This window comes from Saccharopolyspora sp. NPDC050389, from assembly GCF_040655595.1.
Classification (GTDB): Bacteria; Actinomycetota; Actinomycetes; order Mycobacteriales; family Pseudonocardiaceae; genus Saccharopolyspora.
This window is the reverse complement of record NZ_JBFAKG010000007.1, coordinates 58,283-74,865: the sequence shown is the minus strand read 5'-3', so window position 1 is coordinate 74,865 and position 16,583 is coordinate 58,283. Positions and strand designations below refer to the sequence as shown.

The window sequence follows — 16,583 nt, the reverse complement described above, 5'->3', positions numbered from 1 at the left end:
AGCACAAAGTACTCACGGGTCTGCGGCGGAACGCGAACGGGGCCGGGGCGAATCACCCCGGCCCCGCTCGTCGCGCATCGTCGATCAGGCAGGCACGGAGGCCACGCCCGGCGCGAGGAAGCGCTTGCCGTTGATCTTCTCCGAGATGCCCGCCCGGTCCAGGTACGGCGTGATGCCGCCCAGCCAGAACGGCCAGCCCGCGCCGAGGAGCATGCACAGGTCGATGTCCTGCGCCTCGACGACCACGCCCTCGTCGAGCATGATCCGGATCTCCTCGGCCAGCGCGTTCAGCGCCCGGTCGCGGACCTGCTCGGACGTCGACGGCTTGTCGCCCTGCTCCCACAGCGCCGCGACCTCGGGGTCCACGACCTGCTTGCCGGAGTCGGTGATCCACACCGCGGTCTTGCGCGCGTCGACGAACCGCTGCATGTTGTCGCTGAGCCCGAACCGGTCCGGGTAGGCCGCGTGCATCGTCTCGTTGACGTGCTGGGCGACCGCCGGGCCGACCAGCTGCAGCAGCACCATCGGGCTCATCGGCAGGCCGAGCGGCACCAGCGCGTTGTCGGCAACCTCGAACGGCGTGCCCTCGTCGATGGTCGCGATGACCTCGCCCATGAACCGGGTCAGCAGCCGGTTCACCACGAACGCCGGCGCGTCCTTGACCAGCACGCACGACTTCTTCAGCTGCTTGCCGACCTTGAACGCGGTCGCCAGCGCCGCGTCGTCGGTCTGCTCGCCGCGCACGACCTCCAGCAGCGGCAGCACCGCGACCGGGTTGAAGAAGTGGAAGCCGACGACCCGCTCCGGGTTCTTCAGCTTCGAACCCATCTCGGTGATCGACAGCGACGACGTGTTGGTGGCCAGGATCGCCTCGGGGGAGACGTGCTCCTCCAGCTCGGCGAACACCTGCTGCTTGACCGACATCTCCTCGAAGACGGCCTCGATGACGAAGTCGGCGTCGGCGAACGCCTTCTTGTCCAGCGAGCCGGTGACCAGCGCCTTGAGCCGGTTCACCGCGTCCGGCGACAGGCGGCCCTTGGCGGCGAGCTTGTCGATCTCGCCGTGGATGTAGCCCACGCCCCGGTCGATGCGCTCCTGGTCGACGTCGGTGATCACCACCGGCACCTCCAGGCGGCGCACGAACAGCAGCGCCAGCTGCCCGGCCATCAGCCCGGCGCCGACCACGCCGACCTTGGTGACGTTGCGCGCCAGCGACTTGTCGGGTGCCCCGGCGGGCCGCTTGGCGCGCTTCTGGGTCAGGTCGAAGGAGTAGAGACCCGAGCGCAGCTCGTCGGACATCAGCGCGTCGGTGAGCGCCTCGGTCTCGGCGGCGTAGCCCGCGTCGAGGTCGTTGCCGCGGGCCAGCTCGATCAGCTCGACGGCCTTGGTCACCGCGGGGGAGGCGCCGTGGGTGCGCGCCTCGACGATGTCCTTGGCGCGGGCGACGGCGTCGTCCCAGGCCTTGCCGCGGTCGATCTCCGGGCGGGTCACGGCCTGCTCGCCGTTGATCACCCGTACCGCCCAGCGCAGCGACTCCTCCAGGAAGTCCGGGCTGTCCAGCAGCTCGTCGAAGATGCCCAGCCGGCTGGCCTTCTTCGGGTTGAGCATCCGGTTCTGGCTGAGCGCGTTCTCGATGATCACCGTCACCGCGGCGTCCGGGCCGATCAGGTTCGGCAGCAGCTGGGTGCCGCCCCAACCCGGGAACAGGCCCAGGAAGCACTCCGGGAAGGCGATGGCGCCCGCGTTCGCCGACACCGTCCGGTAGTGGCAGGACAGCGCCAGCTCCAGGCCGCCGCCGAGCGTCGCTCCGTTGACGAAGGCGAAGGTCGGGATCTTCGACTCGGTGAGCCGCCGGAACACGTCGTGACCGATCTGGGCGATCTGGTGGGCGTGCTCCCGCTCGGTGATCCGCCCGATACCGGAGAGGTCCGCGCCCACGGCGAACACGAACGGCTTGCCGGTGACCGCGATGGCCGTGGGCTCGGCGGCGAACGCCTCGTCCAGCGCGGCGTTCAGGCTGGTCAGGCCGCCGGGGCCGAAGGTGGACGGCCGGGTGTGGTCGTGGCCGTTGTCGATGGTGATCAGCGCGAGCTTGCCGGCCAGGCCGGGCACGTCGACGAGCCGGGTGAACGCCTTGGTCACCACTTCGTCGGGGAACAGCGCCGCGAAGTCGTTGGTCACTGCCCGCCTCCAGCGTTGTAGTTCGGGTTCTCCCAGATGACCGTGCCACCCATGCCGAAGCCGATGCACATGGTCGTGATGCCGTAGCGCACGTCGGGGCGCTCGGCGAAGTGCCGGGACAGCTGCGTCATCAGCCGCACCCCGGAGGAAGCCAGCGGGTGCCCGCAGGCGATCGCGCCGCCCCACGGGTTGACCCGCGAGTCGTCGTCGGCGATGCCGAAGTGCTCCAGGAACGCCAGCACCTGAACCGCGAAGGCCTCGTTGATCTCGAACAGGCCGATGTCGTCGATGCTCAGCCCGGCGCGCTGCAGCGCCTTCTCGGTCGCGGGCACCGGCCCGACGCCCATCACCTCGGGCTCGACGCCGGCGAAGGAGTAGCCGACCAGCCGCATCCCGACCGGCAGGCCGAGCTCGGCCGCGGTGTCGGCGTCGGCCAGCAGGCAGCCCGTCGCGCCGTCGTTGAGGCCCGCGGCGTTGCCCGGGGTGACCCGGCCGTGCGGGCGGAACGGCGTCTTCAGGCCGCCCAGCGCCTCGACCGTCGTGCCCGGCCGCGGCGGCTCGTCGGTGGCGGCGAGGCCCCAGCCCTGCTCGGAGCGGGTGGACACCGGAACCAGGTCCGGGGTGATCTTCCCGGCTTGCAGCGCCTCGTCGTAGCGCTGCTGGCTCAGGGCGGCGTAGGCGTCGGTGCGCTGCTTGGTCAGCGTCGGGAACCGGTCGTGCAGGTTCTCCGCGGTCGAGCCCATGATCAGCGCCGACGGGTCGACGATCTTGTCGGAGACGAAGCGCGGGTTGGGGTCGACGCCCTCGCCCATGGGGTGGTTGCCCATGTGCTCGACGCCGCCGGCGATCGCCACGTCGTAGGCGCCGAAGGCGATGCCGCTGGACACGGTGGTCACGGCCGTCATGGCGCCGGCGCACATCCGGTCGATGGCGAAACCGGGGACCGACTTGGGCAGCCCGGCCAGCAGCGCCGCGCTGCGGCCGATGGTCAGGCCCTGGTCGCCGATCTGGGTGGTGGCGGCGATGGCGACCTCGTCGATGCGCTCCGCCGGGAGTTCTGGGTGCCGCCGCAGCAGCTCCCGGATGACCTTGACGACCATGTCGTCGGCGCGGGTCTGGGCGTACAGCCCCTTCGAGCCGGCCTTGCCGAACGGCGTGCGTACGCCGTCGACGAAGACCACGTCCCGAACCGCTGGGCGGCTGCGGCTGTCGGCGGGTGCCGACGCAGGTGCGGCCACGGCGTGCTCCTCACTGGCTTGGTGGATTGTGCTGGCCGGATCGACGATCACTTACCGGCCGGTAACCGCACTCTAGCGCTTATTACCCGTCGGTAACCACATGGGCGGACCGTGTCGGCTGTCTCACATTCTGATCAACACCACCGCCGGTGACCATTCCAGGCCGACCTCGCGCGCCGAGCCCGATCCGCTCGCGACAGGCGGCTCGTCGCGGCGCAGGCTGTGGGCATGAGCGAAACTTCCGAGCGCTACCGCGCGCTGGCCACCGAGTTCACCCGCCGCGTCGAGGCGGTGCCCGCCGACCGGTGGTCGGCGCAGTCCCCGTGCGAGGGCTGGACCGCGCTGGACGTCCTGCGCCACGTCGTCGACGTGCACCGTGACATCCCCGGCTGGGCCGGTCTGACGATCACCCTGGCGAAGGTCGTGGACGACGACCCGTTGGGAGCGTGGCTGGAGGCCCGCTATGCGCTCCAAGCGCTGCTCGACGATCCGCAACGGGCGGAGCGCGAGTACGAGGGGATGTTCGGGCGAACCACCGCCGAGGCGACGATCGACCGGTTCCTCTGCTTCGACCTGCTCGTGCACGGATGGGACATCGCCAAGGCCACCGGGCAGGACGAGGAGCTGCCCGCAGACGAGGTCACCAGGGTTTTCGCCGTTGCCCGCGCCCTCGGGGACGGCATCCGGCAGAAGGGCGTCTGCGGTCCTGAGGTGCACGTCGCCGAGAACGCACCCGAACAGGACCGCCTGCTCGCCTTCCTCGGCCGCAATCCGTGACCGACGAGCCCGTGTGGCGGTTCGGTGCGAACCGCCACACGGCGGGCCTCAGTCGGTTGCCGCGGGCGTCGCGTGAAGGGCCTTGCTCAGATCCTCGACGGTGAGCTCGATCTGCCACTCTCGGGCGCCCTTGTCGCGCAGCAGCTCGGTCACGCCGGTGACGCTGCGGTCCTCCGGCGGGATCCAGCAGGTCCGCCGGACCAGGTCGGGGAGCAGCAGGTTCTCCACCGGCAGGTTGTTGCGCTCGGCGATCTTCGACAGCGCCGAACGCGCCGCCGACAGCCGCGCCGCGGCGTCGGGATCCCGGTCGCTCCACCGGTTGGTCGGGGGCGGCCCCTCGTGCGGCGAGGCAGGCGCCGGCAGCTCGTCGTTCTCCAGTCGGCGCGCCGACCGCAGCGCCTGCAGCCACAGCGACGCTCGCCGCCGCTGCTGCCGCCCACCGAACACCGGCAGGGCGACCAGGTCGGCCTCGGTCTTCGGATTGGCCTGCGCGGCTTGCACGATCGAGGAGTCCGGCAGCACGCGGCCCGGCGCGAGATCGCGGTCTTGCGCGACGGTGTCCCGGGCTTCCCAAAGCGCTCGAACGGCGGCGAGCTGCCGGGGACTGCGCAGCCGGTGAATGCCGGACGTGCGGCGCCAAGGCTCGGCTCGCGGCGAGGCGGGTGCGGCGGTGCGAACCGCTTCGAACTCCTGGTGCGCCCAGTCCAGCTTCCCCTGCCGCTCCAGCTCGTCGCGCATCGCGTCGCGCAGGGCGATCAGCAGTTCCACGTCGAGTGCGGCGTAAACCAGCCAGTCCTGGGGGAGCGGTCGGCGGGACCAGTCCGCCGCGCTGTGACCCTTCTCCAGCCGGTAGCCGAGCATGCGTTCCACGAGCGTGCCCAGTGAGACGCGTTCGAACCCGGCGAGCCGGCCGGCCAGCTCGGTGTCGAACAACCGCGCCGGGCGCAAGTCGAGCTCGGCCAGGCACGGCAGGTCCTGGGACGCCGCGTGCAACACCCACTCGGTGTCGGCCAGCGCGGGCAGCAGCGGATCGAGCGCACCATCCAGCGCGATCGGGTCCACCAGCACGGTGCTGGCGCCCTCTCGGCGGAGTTGCACCAGGTACGCGCGTTGCGAGTAGCGATAACCCGAAGCGCGCTCGGTGTCCACGGCGACCGGTCCGGTCCCCGCGGCGAGTGCGGTCGCGGCGGCTTTCAACGCGGCCGGTGTGTCCACCACCGGCGGCACGCCGTCAGTGGGTTCGGTCAACAACACCGGCTCCGGGCGGTCGGACCCGACGGTCTCGGGGCTTGCAGCTTCCACGGCTATCAGACCTTACGTGCTTCGGCCCGCTCCGTGGGGCTACTCCACCCGAGCTCGTCGGGTCGACCGCACCGGTGCAGGTGCGTCAGCGTCCGATCACCTGATCACGCCGGCCCGCATGGCCAGCGCAACCATCTGTGCCCGGTCGCCGGTGCCCAGCTTGCGCCCGATCCGCGACAGGTGACTCTTCACCGTGAGCGCGGACAGGTTCAGCGCCTCGCCGATCTCCTTGTTGGAGCGGCCGTCGGCCACCAACTGGAGCACCTCGACTTCGCGCCCGGACAGCTCGCGAGGTGTGTTGTCCGTTCCCGGCACGCGGGTACCGGCGGCAAGCACCGGCGCCACGCTGGGATCGGCGTACACACCGCCGTCGAGCACGCGGCGCACACCGTCGGTGACCACCATCGGCGAGGCCGACTTCAGCAGGTACGCCTGCGCACCTGCCTGGAAGGCAGCCCGGACCGCATATGGGTCATCGGACGAAGCGAGCACCACGATCCGTGGCCAGCCCTGGCTCCGGAGTTCGGTTACCAGCTCGATACCGGTCCCGTCCGGGAGCCCGAGATCGAGAATTGCGAGGTCGCAAGGACCGGTCGCCAGGGCGCGAGCCCTGGCTTCGGCCATGGATGCGGCCTCGTGCACCGTGCCGGCGCCCATCTGCAGCAACCGGGCGGCGATTGCCTCCCGGAGCAGCGGATGGTCGTCCACCACGAGCACCGTGAACAGCTCTTCCCGCGGGTGCGGGACCATGTTGGCCGGCAAAGTGCCGGCGGGCGTGGTTCGAGCGGCCTGACCTAAGCCGACGGCAGCCACGTCACTACCTCCCTGGAGTCGGTCGTGCCCCCCCGACCGGCACCGGGACTCTCGACCAATCAGCCGCGCCACTGATCGACCGAAAGTGGTGTCGTCGGGGGCAGCGTAACCGCCCAAGCGGGTCAGCGGGACGATCAATCGGGTATCTATCCCGATCGAGTTGTTACCTGAACATGATCGCGTCGCTCTTTTGGGTGACTATGAGCTATCTCGGTAACGCCGGAGCGTGGCCAAGCGACGTAACATGAACGCGGATTGTGAATAATTTGCGCAATCAACGGTTTCGGCGGCTTCGCAGGGTCTTCGCGAAAGGAAATCGCGCCTCGGCGTGTCGGCCGCAGCGGAAACGGGATCGGTTGCGCCGAACCTTACGCGCTGGAGTCGGTCGACACAGCCGGTGATCGGGCGATGTACCGATCAGTCGCGGTGCGCCGCCCCGGGCCGCCCGCCGAGCATCGAGACGCCTTCCGGCGGCAGGCCCGCCGCGCTCGCCATCAACTCCTGGAACGCGGCCGCGTGCGGCGCCAGCTGCGCGTCCGTGGCCGTCCAGGAACCGCGCAGCTCCAGATCGTGACTGCGGGCCGGGCCCGCGATGTCGCCGAAGCGGGCCGACGAGGTCAGCGTGACCGTGCCGCCCAGGGCGGTCCAGGACGCGCCGGAGTCCTCTAGCGCATCGGTCAGCCACGACCAGCCGACCGCCGGCAGCAGCGGATCGGTGGCCAGTTCCGGATCGAGCTCGGCCCGCAGGTAGACGACGAGCCGCAGCTCGCCGTCCCACGCCTCCTGACCCTCCGGGTCGTAGAGCAGCACCAAACGAGCGGTGGCCAGCTCGCCTGCCGGTCCGTTCGCCTCCGCTGCGAGCGCGTGCGCCCAAGGAGCGAGCCGCTTGGGCGGTCCCACCTCGGTCAGCTCTATCTCCGCTCGCGGACGGGACGACGTCAACGCGGCAACAGCCTGCCGGAAAACTTCGGGCGCCGCCGACATCTCCGTCACGCCGCCGACTGTAGGCGGCCGAGCGCGGGCGGTGGCGGAGGCACGCCGAATGGGGGACGCGGACGCTCCACGACGGCCCTCGGAGTCGTTCCCGGCGGGCGCCGAGGCAGGGGAAGGGGACGCGCGGGTGCGTGCGAAGATTGCCGCGTAAGCCCGGTCGGCCCGCCGTGGCGCCGTCCCCGGGACACCTCGACCTACGGACAGCGACCTCGATGACGAACTCCGCGAACCCCGCGCCGGTCTCGGCCCGCCGGAACCTGGCCGACGCCCCCCTGCTGGTTGCCGCCCGCGGCGGCACTCCCCGGCACACCCCGGTCTGGTTCATGCGGCAGGCGGGTCGTTCGCTGCCCGAGTACCGCAGGCTCCGCGAGGGCGTGCCGATGCTGCAGGCGTGCCTGACGCCGGAGCTGGTCAGCGAGGTCACCCTGCAGCCGGTGCGCCGGCACGGGGTCGACGCCGCGATCCTGTTCAGCGACATCGTGCTGCCGCTGTACGCCGCGGGCGTCGGGCTGGACATCGTCGCGGGCACCGGACCCGTCGTGTCGAACCCGGTGCGCACCCCGGCCGACATCGCCGCGCTGCCGACGCTGGACCCGGAGCAGGTCGCGCCGGTCGCCGACGCGATCGGGCTGCTGGTGCGCGAGCTGGGGCAGACGCCGCTGATCGGGTTCGCCGGTGCGCCGTTCACACTCGCGTCTTACCTGGTGGAGGGCGGCCCGAGCCGCAACCACGAGCGCACCAAGGCGCTGATGCACTCCGACCCGCAGACCTGGCACGCCCTGCTGGACCGGCTGGCGGACACCACGTTGGAGTTCCTGAAGGTGCAGCTGGCGGCCGGCGTGGACGCGATCCAGCTCTTCGACTCCTGGGCCGGAGCCCTGTCGCTGCGCGACTACCGCGAGTTCGTGCTGCCGCACAGCCGGCGGATCTTCGCCGGTGTCGCCGAGATCGCGGACGTCCCGAAGATCCACTTCGGGGTGGGCACCGGCGAGCTGCTCGGCACGATGCGCTCCGCAGGGGCCGACGTCGTCGGCGTGGACTGGCGGGTGCCGCTGGACGAGGCCGCCGCACGGCTGCGCGCGGCGGACCAGGATGCGCCCGCACCGGTGGTGCAGGGCAACCTCGACCCGGCGGTGCTGTTCGCCGGGTGGGACGCGATCGAGCGCGAGGTGCGCCGGATCCTCGACGAGGGCAAGGCGGCAGGTGGGCACATCTTCAACCTCGGCCACGGCGTGCTGCCCACCACCGACCCAGAGGTGCTCACCCGCGTCGTCGAGTTGGTGCACACCGCGAGCAAGCAGCAGTGATGGCGCGCCGGGTCGCGGTCGTCGGCGGCGGCATCGCCGGTCTCGTCGCCGCCTACCGGCTCCGCCGCGAGCTGGGGCCGGATGCCGAGATCGTGCTCTTCGAGCAGGGCGAGCGGCTCGGCGGCAAGCTCCGCACCGTCGAGCTGGCCGGTTGCCGCTACGACGTCGGCGCGGAGGCGTTCCTCGACCGGCGCCCGGAAGTCCGGCAGCTGGCGGAGGAGCTCGGCGTGCCGGAAGAGGTCGTGCACCCGGGCGCGGTGTCCGCGACGGTGCGCGCCGGCGGCCGCACCTGCCGGTTACCCGGCGGAACCGTGATGGGCGTTCCGGCTTCGCCGGAGGCGGTGCAGGACGTGCTGTCCCCGGCGGGCGTGGCCGCGGTCCGGGCGGAGGCGGAACTGCCGCCGGTTCGGCTCGGCGGCGCCGACATCTCGGTTGGCGAGCTGCTGCGCGGGCGGATGGGTGACGAGGTCGTCGACCGCCTCGTCGAACCGCTGCTGGGCGGCGTCTACGCGGGCGATGCCGACCGGCTCGGCCTGCGGGCGACGATCCCGGCGCTGGCCGCGGCGCTCGACGCCGGAGCGGAGTCGGTCACTGCGGCCGTGGCCGCGGCGTTGCCTGCCCCGAAACCGGCGGATGCGCCGAAGCCGCCGGTGTTCGGCGCGTTCCGCTACGGCTACCGGGAGCCGGTCGACCGACTGCTGATCGCCGCGGACGCCCAGGTGCGGGTGGGACTCCCGGTGCGGCGGCTGACTCGGGCCGAGCCCGGCTGGCGCCTGGAGATCGGCGCTGCGCCCAGCCCCGAGTTCCTGGACGTCGACGCCGTGGTGCTCGCGGTGCCCGCTCCGGCCGCCCGGCGGCTTCTCGCCGATGTCGTTCCTGTGGCGGCCGCGAAGCTGGCCGAGGTGGAGCTGTCGTCTTCGATCGTGGTCGGGCTCGCCCTGCCACCCGACACGCGGCTGCCGGAGGCATCGGGCGTGCTGATCGCGCGCGGCGAGCAGCACGCGGACGGAACCCCGTTCACGGCCAAGGCATTCACCTTCTCCAGCAAGAAGTGGCCGCACCTGCGCGGCGCCGAGGGCGAGCTGCTGGTGCGCGGCTCGGTCGGGCGGTTCGGCGAGACCGCCGAGCTTCGGCTGGACGACGCCGAAGTGCTGCGCCGGGTCCGGGCCGACTTCGCGGAGCTGACCGGGATCTCCGCGGATCCGGTGGACTCCGTCGTGACGCGCTGGGGCGGCGGGCTGCCGCAGTACGGCGTGGGACACCTCGACCTGGTCGCCGACGTCGAGCGCGCCGTGGCCGAGGTGCCGGGGCTGGCGATCGCGGGCGCCGCGCTGCACGGGGTCGGCGTTCCGGCGTGCATCGCCACCGGGACCGCGGCAGCGACCGATATCACGCGGGACCTGCTGCAGGCCGGTCGCCGCGAGGTGGGAACATGAACGCATGGCGCGGCTGAACTACAACGAGCTGAACGACACCATCCGCTACACCATGTGGTCGGTCTTCCGGATCGAGCAGGGCACGCTGCCTGAAGACCGGGCCAAGGCCGCGCAGCAGACTCAGGAGTACCTGGACTCGCTGGCCGAGTCCGGCGTCGTGGTTCGCGGCGTCTACGACGTCTCCGGGCTGCGCGCCGACGCGGACTTCATGATCTGGTGGCACGCCGAGCGGATCGAGGAAGTGCAGGCGGCCTACACCGGGTTCCGCCGGGAGACCCCGCTGGGGCAGGCGTCCGAACCGGTGTGGAGCAACGTCGCGCTGCACCGCCCGGCGGAGTTCAACAAGAGCCACATCCCGGCCTTCCTGGCGGGCGAGGAGCCGCGCAAGTACATCTGCGTGTACCCGTTCGTGCGCTCCTACGAGTGGTACCTGCTGCCGGACGACGAGCGCCGCACGATGCTGGCCGACCACGGCAAGGAAGCTCGCGACTACCCGGACGTCCGGGCGAACACGGTGGCGTCCTTCGCGCTGGGCGACTACGAGTGGATCCTGGCCTTCGAGGCCGACGAGCTGCACCGGATCGTGGACCTGATGCGCCACCTGCGCGGCACCGAGGCCCGCCTGCACGTCCGCGAGGAGATCCCGTTCTACACCGGCCACCGCGTCGACGTCCCCGACCTGGTCACCCGCCTTCCCTGAGCGACTAAGGCGCGGTTGGGGCGTTTGCCTTCCCCGACCGCGCCTGCCTCGCTCGAACTGGTGATCTCAGTCCGCCGGGACGAGGCGGACGGCGATCGAGTTGATGCAGTAGCGCTGGTCGGTGGGAGTCGGGTAGCCCTCGCCCTCGAACACGTGGCCGAGGTGACCGTGGCAGGCGGCGCACAGGACCTCGACGCGCACCATGCCGAGCGATCGGTCTTCGCGGAGGATCACCGCGTCGCTGTCGGTCGGGTCGTAGAACGACGGCCAGCCGCAGTGCGATTCGAACTTGGTGTCGCTGCGGAACAATTCGGCCCCGCAGCCACGGCACTCGTAGACCCCGACCGCCTTGGTGTCGACGTACTCGCCCTGCCAGGCCGGCTCGGTGGCGGCTTGGCGCAGCACCGCGTACTCGTTCGGGCTGAGCTGTTCGCGCCACTCCTGCTCGGTTTTGGTGACCTTCGGGGTTCCTGCGACCGGATCCATGCCTCCACGCTAATCCGTGCGAAGATCAACTGCATCGGCGCGGTGTCAGATCGAGTCGAACGCCACCGCGGCCGACTTCGCCCCTCGGGTCACGGCCAACTGCCGGGCCTCGGCGCCCACCTCATCGCGGGTGGCGGCGATCAGGGCGCGGAAGCCCGTCACGTCCACCTGGAGCTTGCTGCCCGCCTTCCTGGCCCGCCAGGTGCCGATGATCTCGCCGTCGACGAGCAAGGCGCCGGGAGAGCCGGCCGCCCGCCAGAGGACCTTCCGATGTTCGGGATCGGGCAGCAGCTCCGCGCGATCCCGGGCTTGCAGGTACGGGTCGCCGGTCGGCAGCAGCCGAACGCCGCGTGGTGACGGCGGCGAGTCGAGCGCAGCGGCCGCATCCGGCACGAACCACGAGCGCTTCCCGGCGACCGAGACCTCGGCGAGGTCCGTCGGCCAGACCTGCCGCAGCACGGCGGCACTGGTGCCGAGGAACGCGGCGACGTCGGCGATCGATCCCGGGCCGAGCACTCGCAGGACGTCCTTGATCAGTGCGTCCGTCCGGCTGGGCTGCTGCGGGACGTGCCACTTCGGGGTCGCCGTGATCCGCAGCCGCCCGGATGCGCGGACCAGCTGGATGCCGGCCGCCAACCCGGATTGCAGGTACAGCGAGTAGAAGACGTGGGTCGATTCGCAGGCCCGGCACCACGCCGAGGCTTCCGGGACGTCGCGGGTGACCGCAGCGCTCAGCGTGCCTCGATCCGTCGGTTCGAGCGAGTGCTCGCGCATCGCCGCGACCGTCTTGCCGAACACCGCGAGCGGGGCGTCGACCGACTTCATGACTGGCATCCGGGCCACCACGTCCGCGTCCGACATCGGGTAGAGCCGGCCGGCCAGCTCCGCGAGGTCCGCGGCGCGGTGCAGGTGCGCGCTGCCGCGCACCGACCAGGCGAGGACCAGCGAGTCGGGGAGCTCTGCTCCGGGTACCCGCGTGCGCACCGACTGCAGCGCCGAGCCCGCCGGGCTGTCCGGCACGCCGAGCGGCAGCACGCCGAGGTTCTCGACGTCGCCGGCGGACCGGTCCAACTGCTGGACGGCGTGCCGGTAGGCCAGGACTCGTTCGCGGTCGGTCTCGATCATCGACACCCCGATTCGACGGCAGGCGTCGAGCATGCCCCAACGCCCCGACAGGTCAGCCGAGGAAGGTGCCGAACACGAACACGACGGCGTTCCAGACCGTGAACAGCACGCCGAGCAGGATCAGCAGGACCACCACGACGGCCACCAGCCTGCGATGGCCGTTCGCCCGGTTCACGCTCTGCGCGAAGTCGTCCACGCCGCGCAGCATGCCCTCCACGGTGGCCTCGGAATTCGGCCGCTGCATCCGGTCGCGATGCACGGCGAAGGCCTGCACCTCGGGATCCTCCGGGTCGAGCCCGTGCAGATCATCACCGAGGCGCTCGGTCTCCTCATCCCGGTCGCCGCGCTCCACAGCCCCACCGTAGCGCCTGCCGACGGCCGTGCCGGACGTCTGTCCGCGATCCGTGCCGCGCACGGACGGATCGATCACCGAGCCCGCTGCCCTTCGCCCACCCGCAGCGTCCACAGTGGCCGGTGCTCTCCATCTGCAGGGGCCCGCGCTCGTGGCGGATGGGCGCGTGGCAAGGCGGCTCCTCGCCCCATCAACCGCTCCAGGTCTCGCCGCCGAGCTTGTTCCGGCCCGTGATGCGTGCGTCGATGCTCTGGTCGGCCGAGCGCTCGCCGCCCTTCCCGATCGGGTCCTGGGCGCTCTGGCCGGGCCCCGTGACGAATCCGTCGATGGACACCGCGATCTGACGGGTAACCGATCTCGTACATGTGCAGGCTCCTCTCGGCTTGCAGAACCAATCGCTCGCCGGGAAAACGCCTCGGAGCGCCTGCACGTGAGACACCGTTCCCGCCGTTCACCGGATCGGATGATCGCGAGTGCGTGCCGCCAGCCGGATCCCGGCCCGGCCCGGACGCGGTGGTTACAGTCGCCGCGCTCCACACAGGACTCGGGAGGCGATGATGAGCGAGCAGCCTGCAGAGACCAACGGCCCGTTCCGGCCCGAGCTGGAGGTGGTGCCCCCGGAGCGGCAGCGGCGCTGGACCGTCCTATTGCGACTGCTGCTGTTGATCCCGCACTTCATCGTGCTCTGGCTGCTGTCCATCGCGGCCGCCGTCGTGGTGATCGTCGGCTGGTTCGCCGCGCTGTTCCTGGGGCGGCTGCCGGACTGGATCGCCGGATTCCTGATCCTGTTCGTCGGCTACCAGGCGCGGGTGGTGGCGTCGAACATGCTGCTCGTCGACAAGTACCCGCCGTTCGTGGTGTCCGAGCCGGACTACCCGGTGCAGGTCGATATCCGGCCCGGCGAACTCAACCGGTGGGCGGTGCTCTTCCGGATCATCCTGGTGATCCCGGCCGCGATCGTGAGCGCGGTCGTCACCCAGGGCTTCGGCGTGCTGGCGTTCTTCATCTGGCTGATCGTGCTGGTCCTGGGCCGCAACCCGCGGCCGGTCTTCGACGCCTCCGCGGCGGTGCTGCGCTACAGCTACCGCACGAACGCCTACTTCTACCTGCTGACCGGCGCCTACCCGAAGAAGCTGTTCGGCGACGCGCGCGCGGAGGAGAACCCGCCGCGGCAGTCGCCGGGCACCCGCCCGCTGGTGATGTCCCAGGGCGGGCGGATCCTGCTGGTCGTGTTCATCGTGCTCGGTGTGCTCGGCTCGGTCGGCAACGGCGTCGTGCAGTCGCAGTACCAGCCGCCGGAGCACCAGTACGACTACGGCCGCTGACGGTCAGATCGCGGCCTCGGTCCAGGCGCGGCCGAGGATCTCCGCGACGGTCTGCTCCGGGGTCTGCTCGGAGGTGTCCAGCCACAGGCCGATGCGCGGCGTCTGCTCGTGCAACACCGCGTTCAGCTCCGCGATCGCCCAGCTGTCGTACGCCGTCTTGCCGCGACCCGCCTCGCGTTTCGCGATCGCCTCGGGCGACGGCGCGAGGACGACCACGAGCAGCGGCCGGCTGCTGACGCTCTCGACCATTTCCGCCAGGTGCTCGCCAAGGATCACGTCCTGCGCGACGACGGTGAATCCCGCGGCGAAGTAACCGTCCGCGGCCTGCGCGGTCAACCGGTGGCGCAACCGCAACTGGCGCAGCGCTTCCTCGGATGGCGGCGCGGACATCTCCTCGCGGCCGCCGACCACCATCCGTCGAAACGCGTCGCCGCGCAGGTGCACCGAGCGCGGCAGCTGTTCGGCGACGCCCTGGGCGATGGTGGACTTCCCGGCCGCCTGGATGCCGGTGATCAGCAGAACGGCCTGGTCGCGCTCGTTGAGCATGCTTCCTCCCCGGGACGAGGAGTTGATCTTCTCACCCGGTCGGCGCAGCTGTCATGCGCATTTCGCAGCCGGTTACAGATCGCAATGCGTTCATGTGTCCTGTTCAGCGGGTTGGCTCAATGCGTTTCCCTCGCCCGGCGGTGTCTCGGTTGCTCCGTCGGCGAGCACCATCGCAACCGTTGGTATTCGCCACGACGCGGGAGGCCAAGATGGTCCGCACCGAAGCCGAACGTGCTCCGCAAGCCCAGGGTGGCTGCAGCTGTTGCGGCAGCTGCACCGGTCCTTCCTGTGGCTGCTGCTCCAGCTGCGGCTGAGCGGCAGGGGTCTGCCCGGGGTGTTGCGGGATCACCCCGGGCAGGCCATGCCTTCCGTCGGCACGGTGCCCTGCACCAGGAATCGGCTGACCGCCTCGGTGATGCACGGCGACTTGCCGATCGACCCGTGCCCGGCGCCCTGCCAGCGCAGCAGCACTCCGGTCGGCATCTGCTCGGCCATGTGATCGCTGCCCAGGCCCAACACCTGCGGATCGTTCGCGGTGCTGATCACCGGGATCGGTGGCAGGTCCGGGCGGCGCGGCGAGGGCAGCGGCTGCTGCGGGACCGGCCACGACCCGCACCACACCAGCCGCTGGGCGGCGGCACCGCCGAACAGCGGGAACCGGTTCACCCAGTCCAGCGCGAGCTCGCCGCTGCGTTGCGGCGGCACGCGCACCGTCGTGTCGTTGCAGCTGGTGATCAGGTCGCCGTCGAGCCACGGCGGGTTAACGCCCTGGTTGGCGACTAATGGCGCGCTGATCGCGGCGAGGCCGGCACCATCGCCGCGGTTGGCCGAGGCGAGCGCATCGGCCAGGGCGGGCCAGGCGGCCCGATCGGAAAGACCCTGCAGGATCGCCTGCACCACCCGGCCTGCGCCGACCGCGGTTCCCGGTGCCGGTAGCGGCGTGCCGCGGGTTCGCTCGACGAGATCGCCGACCACCTTGCGCGGCTCGGGGCCCAGCGGGCAACCGCGGCTGACGCAGTCCGCGGCGAACACGTCGAAGGTCTGCTCCGCGGCCTGCGCCTGCGATTCCGCCTGGCCGATGGCGTCGCGGGTCGGGTCCGGCGCACCGTCGAGCACCAGGCGGCCGACCGATCCGGGGAAGCGCTCGGCGAACGTCGTCAGCAGTCGTGCCGCTTCGCCGCGCCCGATCGCGTGCAGCCGCGGCACGCCCAGCTCCAGGCGGAGTTCTTCCAGGTCGGATGCGGTTCGCCAGGTGTCGTAGGCCTGCAGTCGCTCGTCGAGGTCGAGCAGGCATTCCTGGCTCGCCGCCAGCACCGATTCGAGCAGCCGGTCCAGCGCGGAGCGGTCGGTGGCGCGCGGGTCGAAGCCGACGATCGCATCGCGCTGTGCGGGCGGCACGCAGTCCGCCGGATCGGATTCGCCGGTGCCGCGCCGGTCCATCCCGACGATGTCGAAGGTGTTGCGCAGCTCCGCCGGCAGCTGCGTGGCCAGCCGGGCGGCGTAGGTCGTGCCCGGCTCGCCGCCGACGTCGCCCAGCACCACCAGCGGGACGTGGCCGGAACCGGCGCGGATCAGCGAGATTCGGGCGCTGCCGCGTTCCGGGGCTTCCGGGGAGTCGAGCGTGCTGATCAGCCGCGAGCAGGAGAACGTCATGCCCGGTGGCAGGCCGCCGAGCTCGGTGCGCGTCTGCTCGGTGCAGTCCTCCCAGCTCTGCGCGTCGTCGCCGGGGGAGCCCAGCGGCGGGACGGGAGCCGGTTTCGGCGGCTGCGGCGCGGGGACGACCTGCTGTTCGCCGTCGTGGTAGGCGACCGCGGGCCGGTCCGACGGTCCGGCCGAGCAGGCGGCGACCACCAGCAGCAACAACGGCAGTAGTGCGGCCCCGACCCGGTGAGTGGTGCGCGGCACGGGTACTCCTAGTCGGGCGCGGTGGTCGCTGGACCGGGTCAGCATCGCATGATCCGGGTGAGACCCCGGTGAGGGCCCTGACAATCAGGTGACGACC

16 protein-coding genes are annotated in these 16,583 nt (G+C 71.3%); 5 read left to right on the top strand and 11 right to left on the bottom strand.

Annotated elements, in window-relative coordinates; translation table 11 throughout:
* Positions 1 to 84: 84 nt before the first annotated feature.
* Positions 85 to 2,181 carry a 3-hydroxyacyl-CoA dehydrogenase NAD-binding domain-containing protein gene (locus AB0I53_RS06530; protein ID WP_358597467.1) on the bottom strand — a complete coding sequence of 699 codons (2,097 nt, stop codon included), beginning with the start codon at positions 2,179 to 2,181 and terminating at the stop codon, positions 85 to 87.
* Positions 2,178 to 3,419 carry a thiolase family protein gene (locus AB0I53_RS06525; protein ID WP_358597464.1) on the bottom strand — a complete coding sequence of 414 codons (1,242 nt, stop codon included), beginning with the start codon at positions 3,417 to 3,419 and terminating at the stop codon, positions 2,178 to 2,180. The genes AB0I53_RS06530 and AB0I53_RS06525 overlap by 4 nt, the downstream gene beginning before the upstream one ends.
* Before the next feature lie 228 nt (positions 3,420 to 3,647).
* Here AB0I53_RS06525 and AB0I53_RS06520 point away from each other — a divergent pair, with 228 nt between their 5' ends.
* Positions 3,648 to 4,196 carry a TIGR03086 family metal-binding protein gene (locus AB0I53_RS06520; protein WP_358597461.1) on the top strand — a complete coding sequence of 183 codons (549 nt, stop codon included), beginning with the start codon at positions 3,648 to 3,650 and terminating at the stop codon, positions 4,194 to 4,196.
* A 48-nt stretch (positions 4,197 to 4,244) separates the two neighbouring features.
* On the opposite strand, the gene AB0I53_RS06515 is transcribed toward AB0I53_RS06520, so the two are convergent.
* The 3 genes from AB0I53_RS06515 to AB0I53_RS06505 all read right to left on the bottom strand — a co-directional run bounded on the left by AB0I53_RS06515 (position 4,245) and on the right by AB0I53_RS06505 (position 7,304).
* Entirely contained in the window at positions 4,245 to 5,504 is a 1,260-nt protein-coding gene (locus AB0I53_RS06515; protein WP_358597778.1) for a ribonuclease D, read from the bottom strand.
* A 90-nt stretch (positions 5,505 to 5,594) separates the two neighbouring features.
* Positions 5,595 to 6,311 carry a response regulator transcription factor gene (locus tag AB0I53_RS06510; protein ID WP_010695004.1) on the bottom strand — a complete coding sequence of 239 codons (717 nt, stop codon included), beginning with the start codon at positions 6,309 to 6,311 and terminating at the stop codon, positions 5,595 to 5,597.
* Between the two features lie 417 nt (positions 6,312 to 6,728).
* The gene (locus tag AB0I53_RS06505; protein ID WP_358597457.1) at positions 6,729 to 7,304 is read right to left on the bottom strand and encodes a DUF3000 domain-containing protein; all 576 of its coding nucleotides are present in this window, start codon (positions 7,302 to 7,304) and stop codon (positions 6,729 to 6,731) included.
* Between the two features lie 212 nt (positions 7,305 to 7,516).
* Between AB0I53_RS06505 and hemE the strand changes: the two genes are divergently transcribed.
* From hemE to hemQ, 3 genes are read left to right on the top strand one after another with little or no spacing between them, the layout of a single operon-like run.
* Positions 7,517 to 8,611 (top strand): uroporphyrinogen decarboxylase, encoded by a 1,095-nt coding sequence (gene hemE / locus AB0I53_RS06500; protein WP_358597454.1) that lies wholly within the window; start codon positions 7,517 to 7,519, stop codon positions 8,609 to 8,611.
* A complete protein-coding gene (gene hemG / locus AB0I53_RS06495) occupies positions 8,611 to 10,047 on the top strand; it encodes a protoporphyrinogen oxidase (protein ID WP_358597451.1) in 1,437 nt (478 codons plus the stop codon). Before hemE ends, hemG begins: the two co-directional genes overlap by 1 nt.
* A gap of 4 nt (positions 10,048 to 10,051) precedes the next feature.
* Positions 10,052 to 10,747: a hydrogen peroxide-dependent heme synthase gene (hemQ, locus tag AB0I53_RS06490; protein WP_358305878.1), complete on the top strand. Its 696-nt coding sequence runs from the start codon at positions 10,052 to 10,054 to the stop codon at positions 10,745 to 10,747.
* A gap of 66 nt (positions 10,748 to 10,813) precedes the next feature.
* Here the strand turns inward: hemQ and msrB are convergent, their stop codons facing one another.
* The 4 genes from msrB to AB0I53_RS06470 form a co-directional block, all read right to left on the bottom strand.
* Positions 10,814 to 11,233, bottom strand: a complete 420-nt coding sequence (msrB, locus tag AB0I53_RS06485) for a peptide-methionine (R)-S-oxide reductase MsrB (RefSeq protein ID WP_358597448.1) — start codon at positions 11,231 to 11,233, stop codon at positions 10,814 to 10,816.
* 45 nt (positions 11,234 to 11,278) lie between these two features.
* The gene (locus AB0I53_RS06480; RefSeq protein ID WP_358597445.1) at positions 11,279 to 12,358 is read right to left on the bottom strand and encodes a crosslink repair DNA glycosylase YcaQ family protein; all 1,080 of its coding nucleotides are present in this window, start codon (positions 12,356 to 12,358) and stop codon (positions 11,279 to 11,281) included.
* Between the two features lie 52 nt (positions 12,359 to 12,410).
* Positions 12,411 to 12,710 (bottom strand): hypothetical protein, encoded by a 300-nt coding sequence (locus AB0I53_RS06475; RefSeq protein ID WP_358597775.1) that lies wholly within the window; start codon positions 12,708 to 12,710, stop codon positions 12,411 to 12,413.
* Positions 12,711 to 12,900: 190 nt separating this feature from the next.
* A complete protein-coding gene (locus AB0I53_RS06470) occupies positions 12,901 to 13,044 on the bottom strand; it encodes a hypothetical protein (protein WP_358597442.1) in 144 nt (47 codons plus the stop codon).
* Positions 13,045 to 13,267: 223 nt separating this feature from the next.
* On the opposite strand from AB0I53_RS06470, the gene AB0I53_RS06465 reads away from it, so the two are divergent.
* A complete protein-coding gene (locus tag AB0I53_RS06465) occupies positions 13,268 to 14,035 on the top strand; it encodes a DUF4389 domain-containing protein (RefSeq protein ID WP_358597439.1) in 768 nt (255 codons plus the stop codon).
* 3 nt (positions 14,036 to 14,038) lie between these two features.
* Here the strand turns inward: AB0I53_RS06465 and AB0I53_RS06460 are convergent, their stop codons facing one another.
* Both AB0I53_RS06460 and AB0I53_RS06455 read right to left on the bottom strand, forming a co-directional pair.
* Entirely contained in the window at positions 14,039 to 14,581 is a 543-nt protein-coding gene (locus tag AB0I53_RS06460; protein ID WP_358597436.1) for an AAA family ATPase, read from the bottom strand.
* Positions 14,582 to 14,926: 345 nt separating this feature from the next.
* Positions 14,927 to 16,486, bottom strand: a complete 1,560-nt coding sequence (locus AB0I53_RS06455; RefSeq protein WP_358597433.1) for an alpha/beta hydrolase — start codon at positions 16,484 to 16,486, stop codon at positions 14,927 to 14,929.
* Positions 16,487 to 16,583: the final 97 nt, after the last annotated feature.

Excerpts from the sequence above, each read along its gene's own strand:
- AB0I53_RS06520 (WP_358597461.1), top strand. The coding sequence starts at position 3,648 with ATGAGCGAAACTTCCGAGCGCTACCGCGCGCTGGCCACCGAGTTCACC.
- AB0I53_RS06460 (WP_358597436.1), bottom strand. The coding sequence starts at position 14,581 with ATGCTCAACGAGCGCGACCAGGCCGTTCTGCTGATCACCGGCATCCAG.
- AB0I53_RS06465 (WP_358597439.1), top strand. The coding sequence starts at position 13,268 with ATGAGCGAGCAGCCTGCAGAGACCAACGGCCCGTTCCGGCCCGAGCTG.
- msrB (WP_358597448.1), bottom strand. The coding sequence starts at position 11,233 with ATGGATCCGGTCGCAGGAACCCCGAAGGTCACCAAAACCGAGCAGGAG.
- AB0I53_RS06480 (WP_358597445.1), bottom strand. The coding sequence starts at position 12,358 with ATGATCGAGACCGACCGCGAACGAGTCCTGGCCTACCGGCACGCCGTC.
- hemQ (WP_358305878.1), top strand. The coding sequence starts at position 10,052 with ATGGCGCGGCTGAACTACAACGAGCTGAACGACACCATCCGCTACACC.
- hemG (WP_358597451.1), top strand. The coding sequence starts at position 8,611 with ATGGCGCGCCGGGTCGCGGTCGTCGGCGGCGGCATCGCCGGTCTCGTC.
- hemE (WP_358597454.1), top strand. The coding sequence starts at position 7,517 with ATGACGAACTCCGCGAACCCCGCGCCGGTCTCGGCCCGCCGGAACCTG.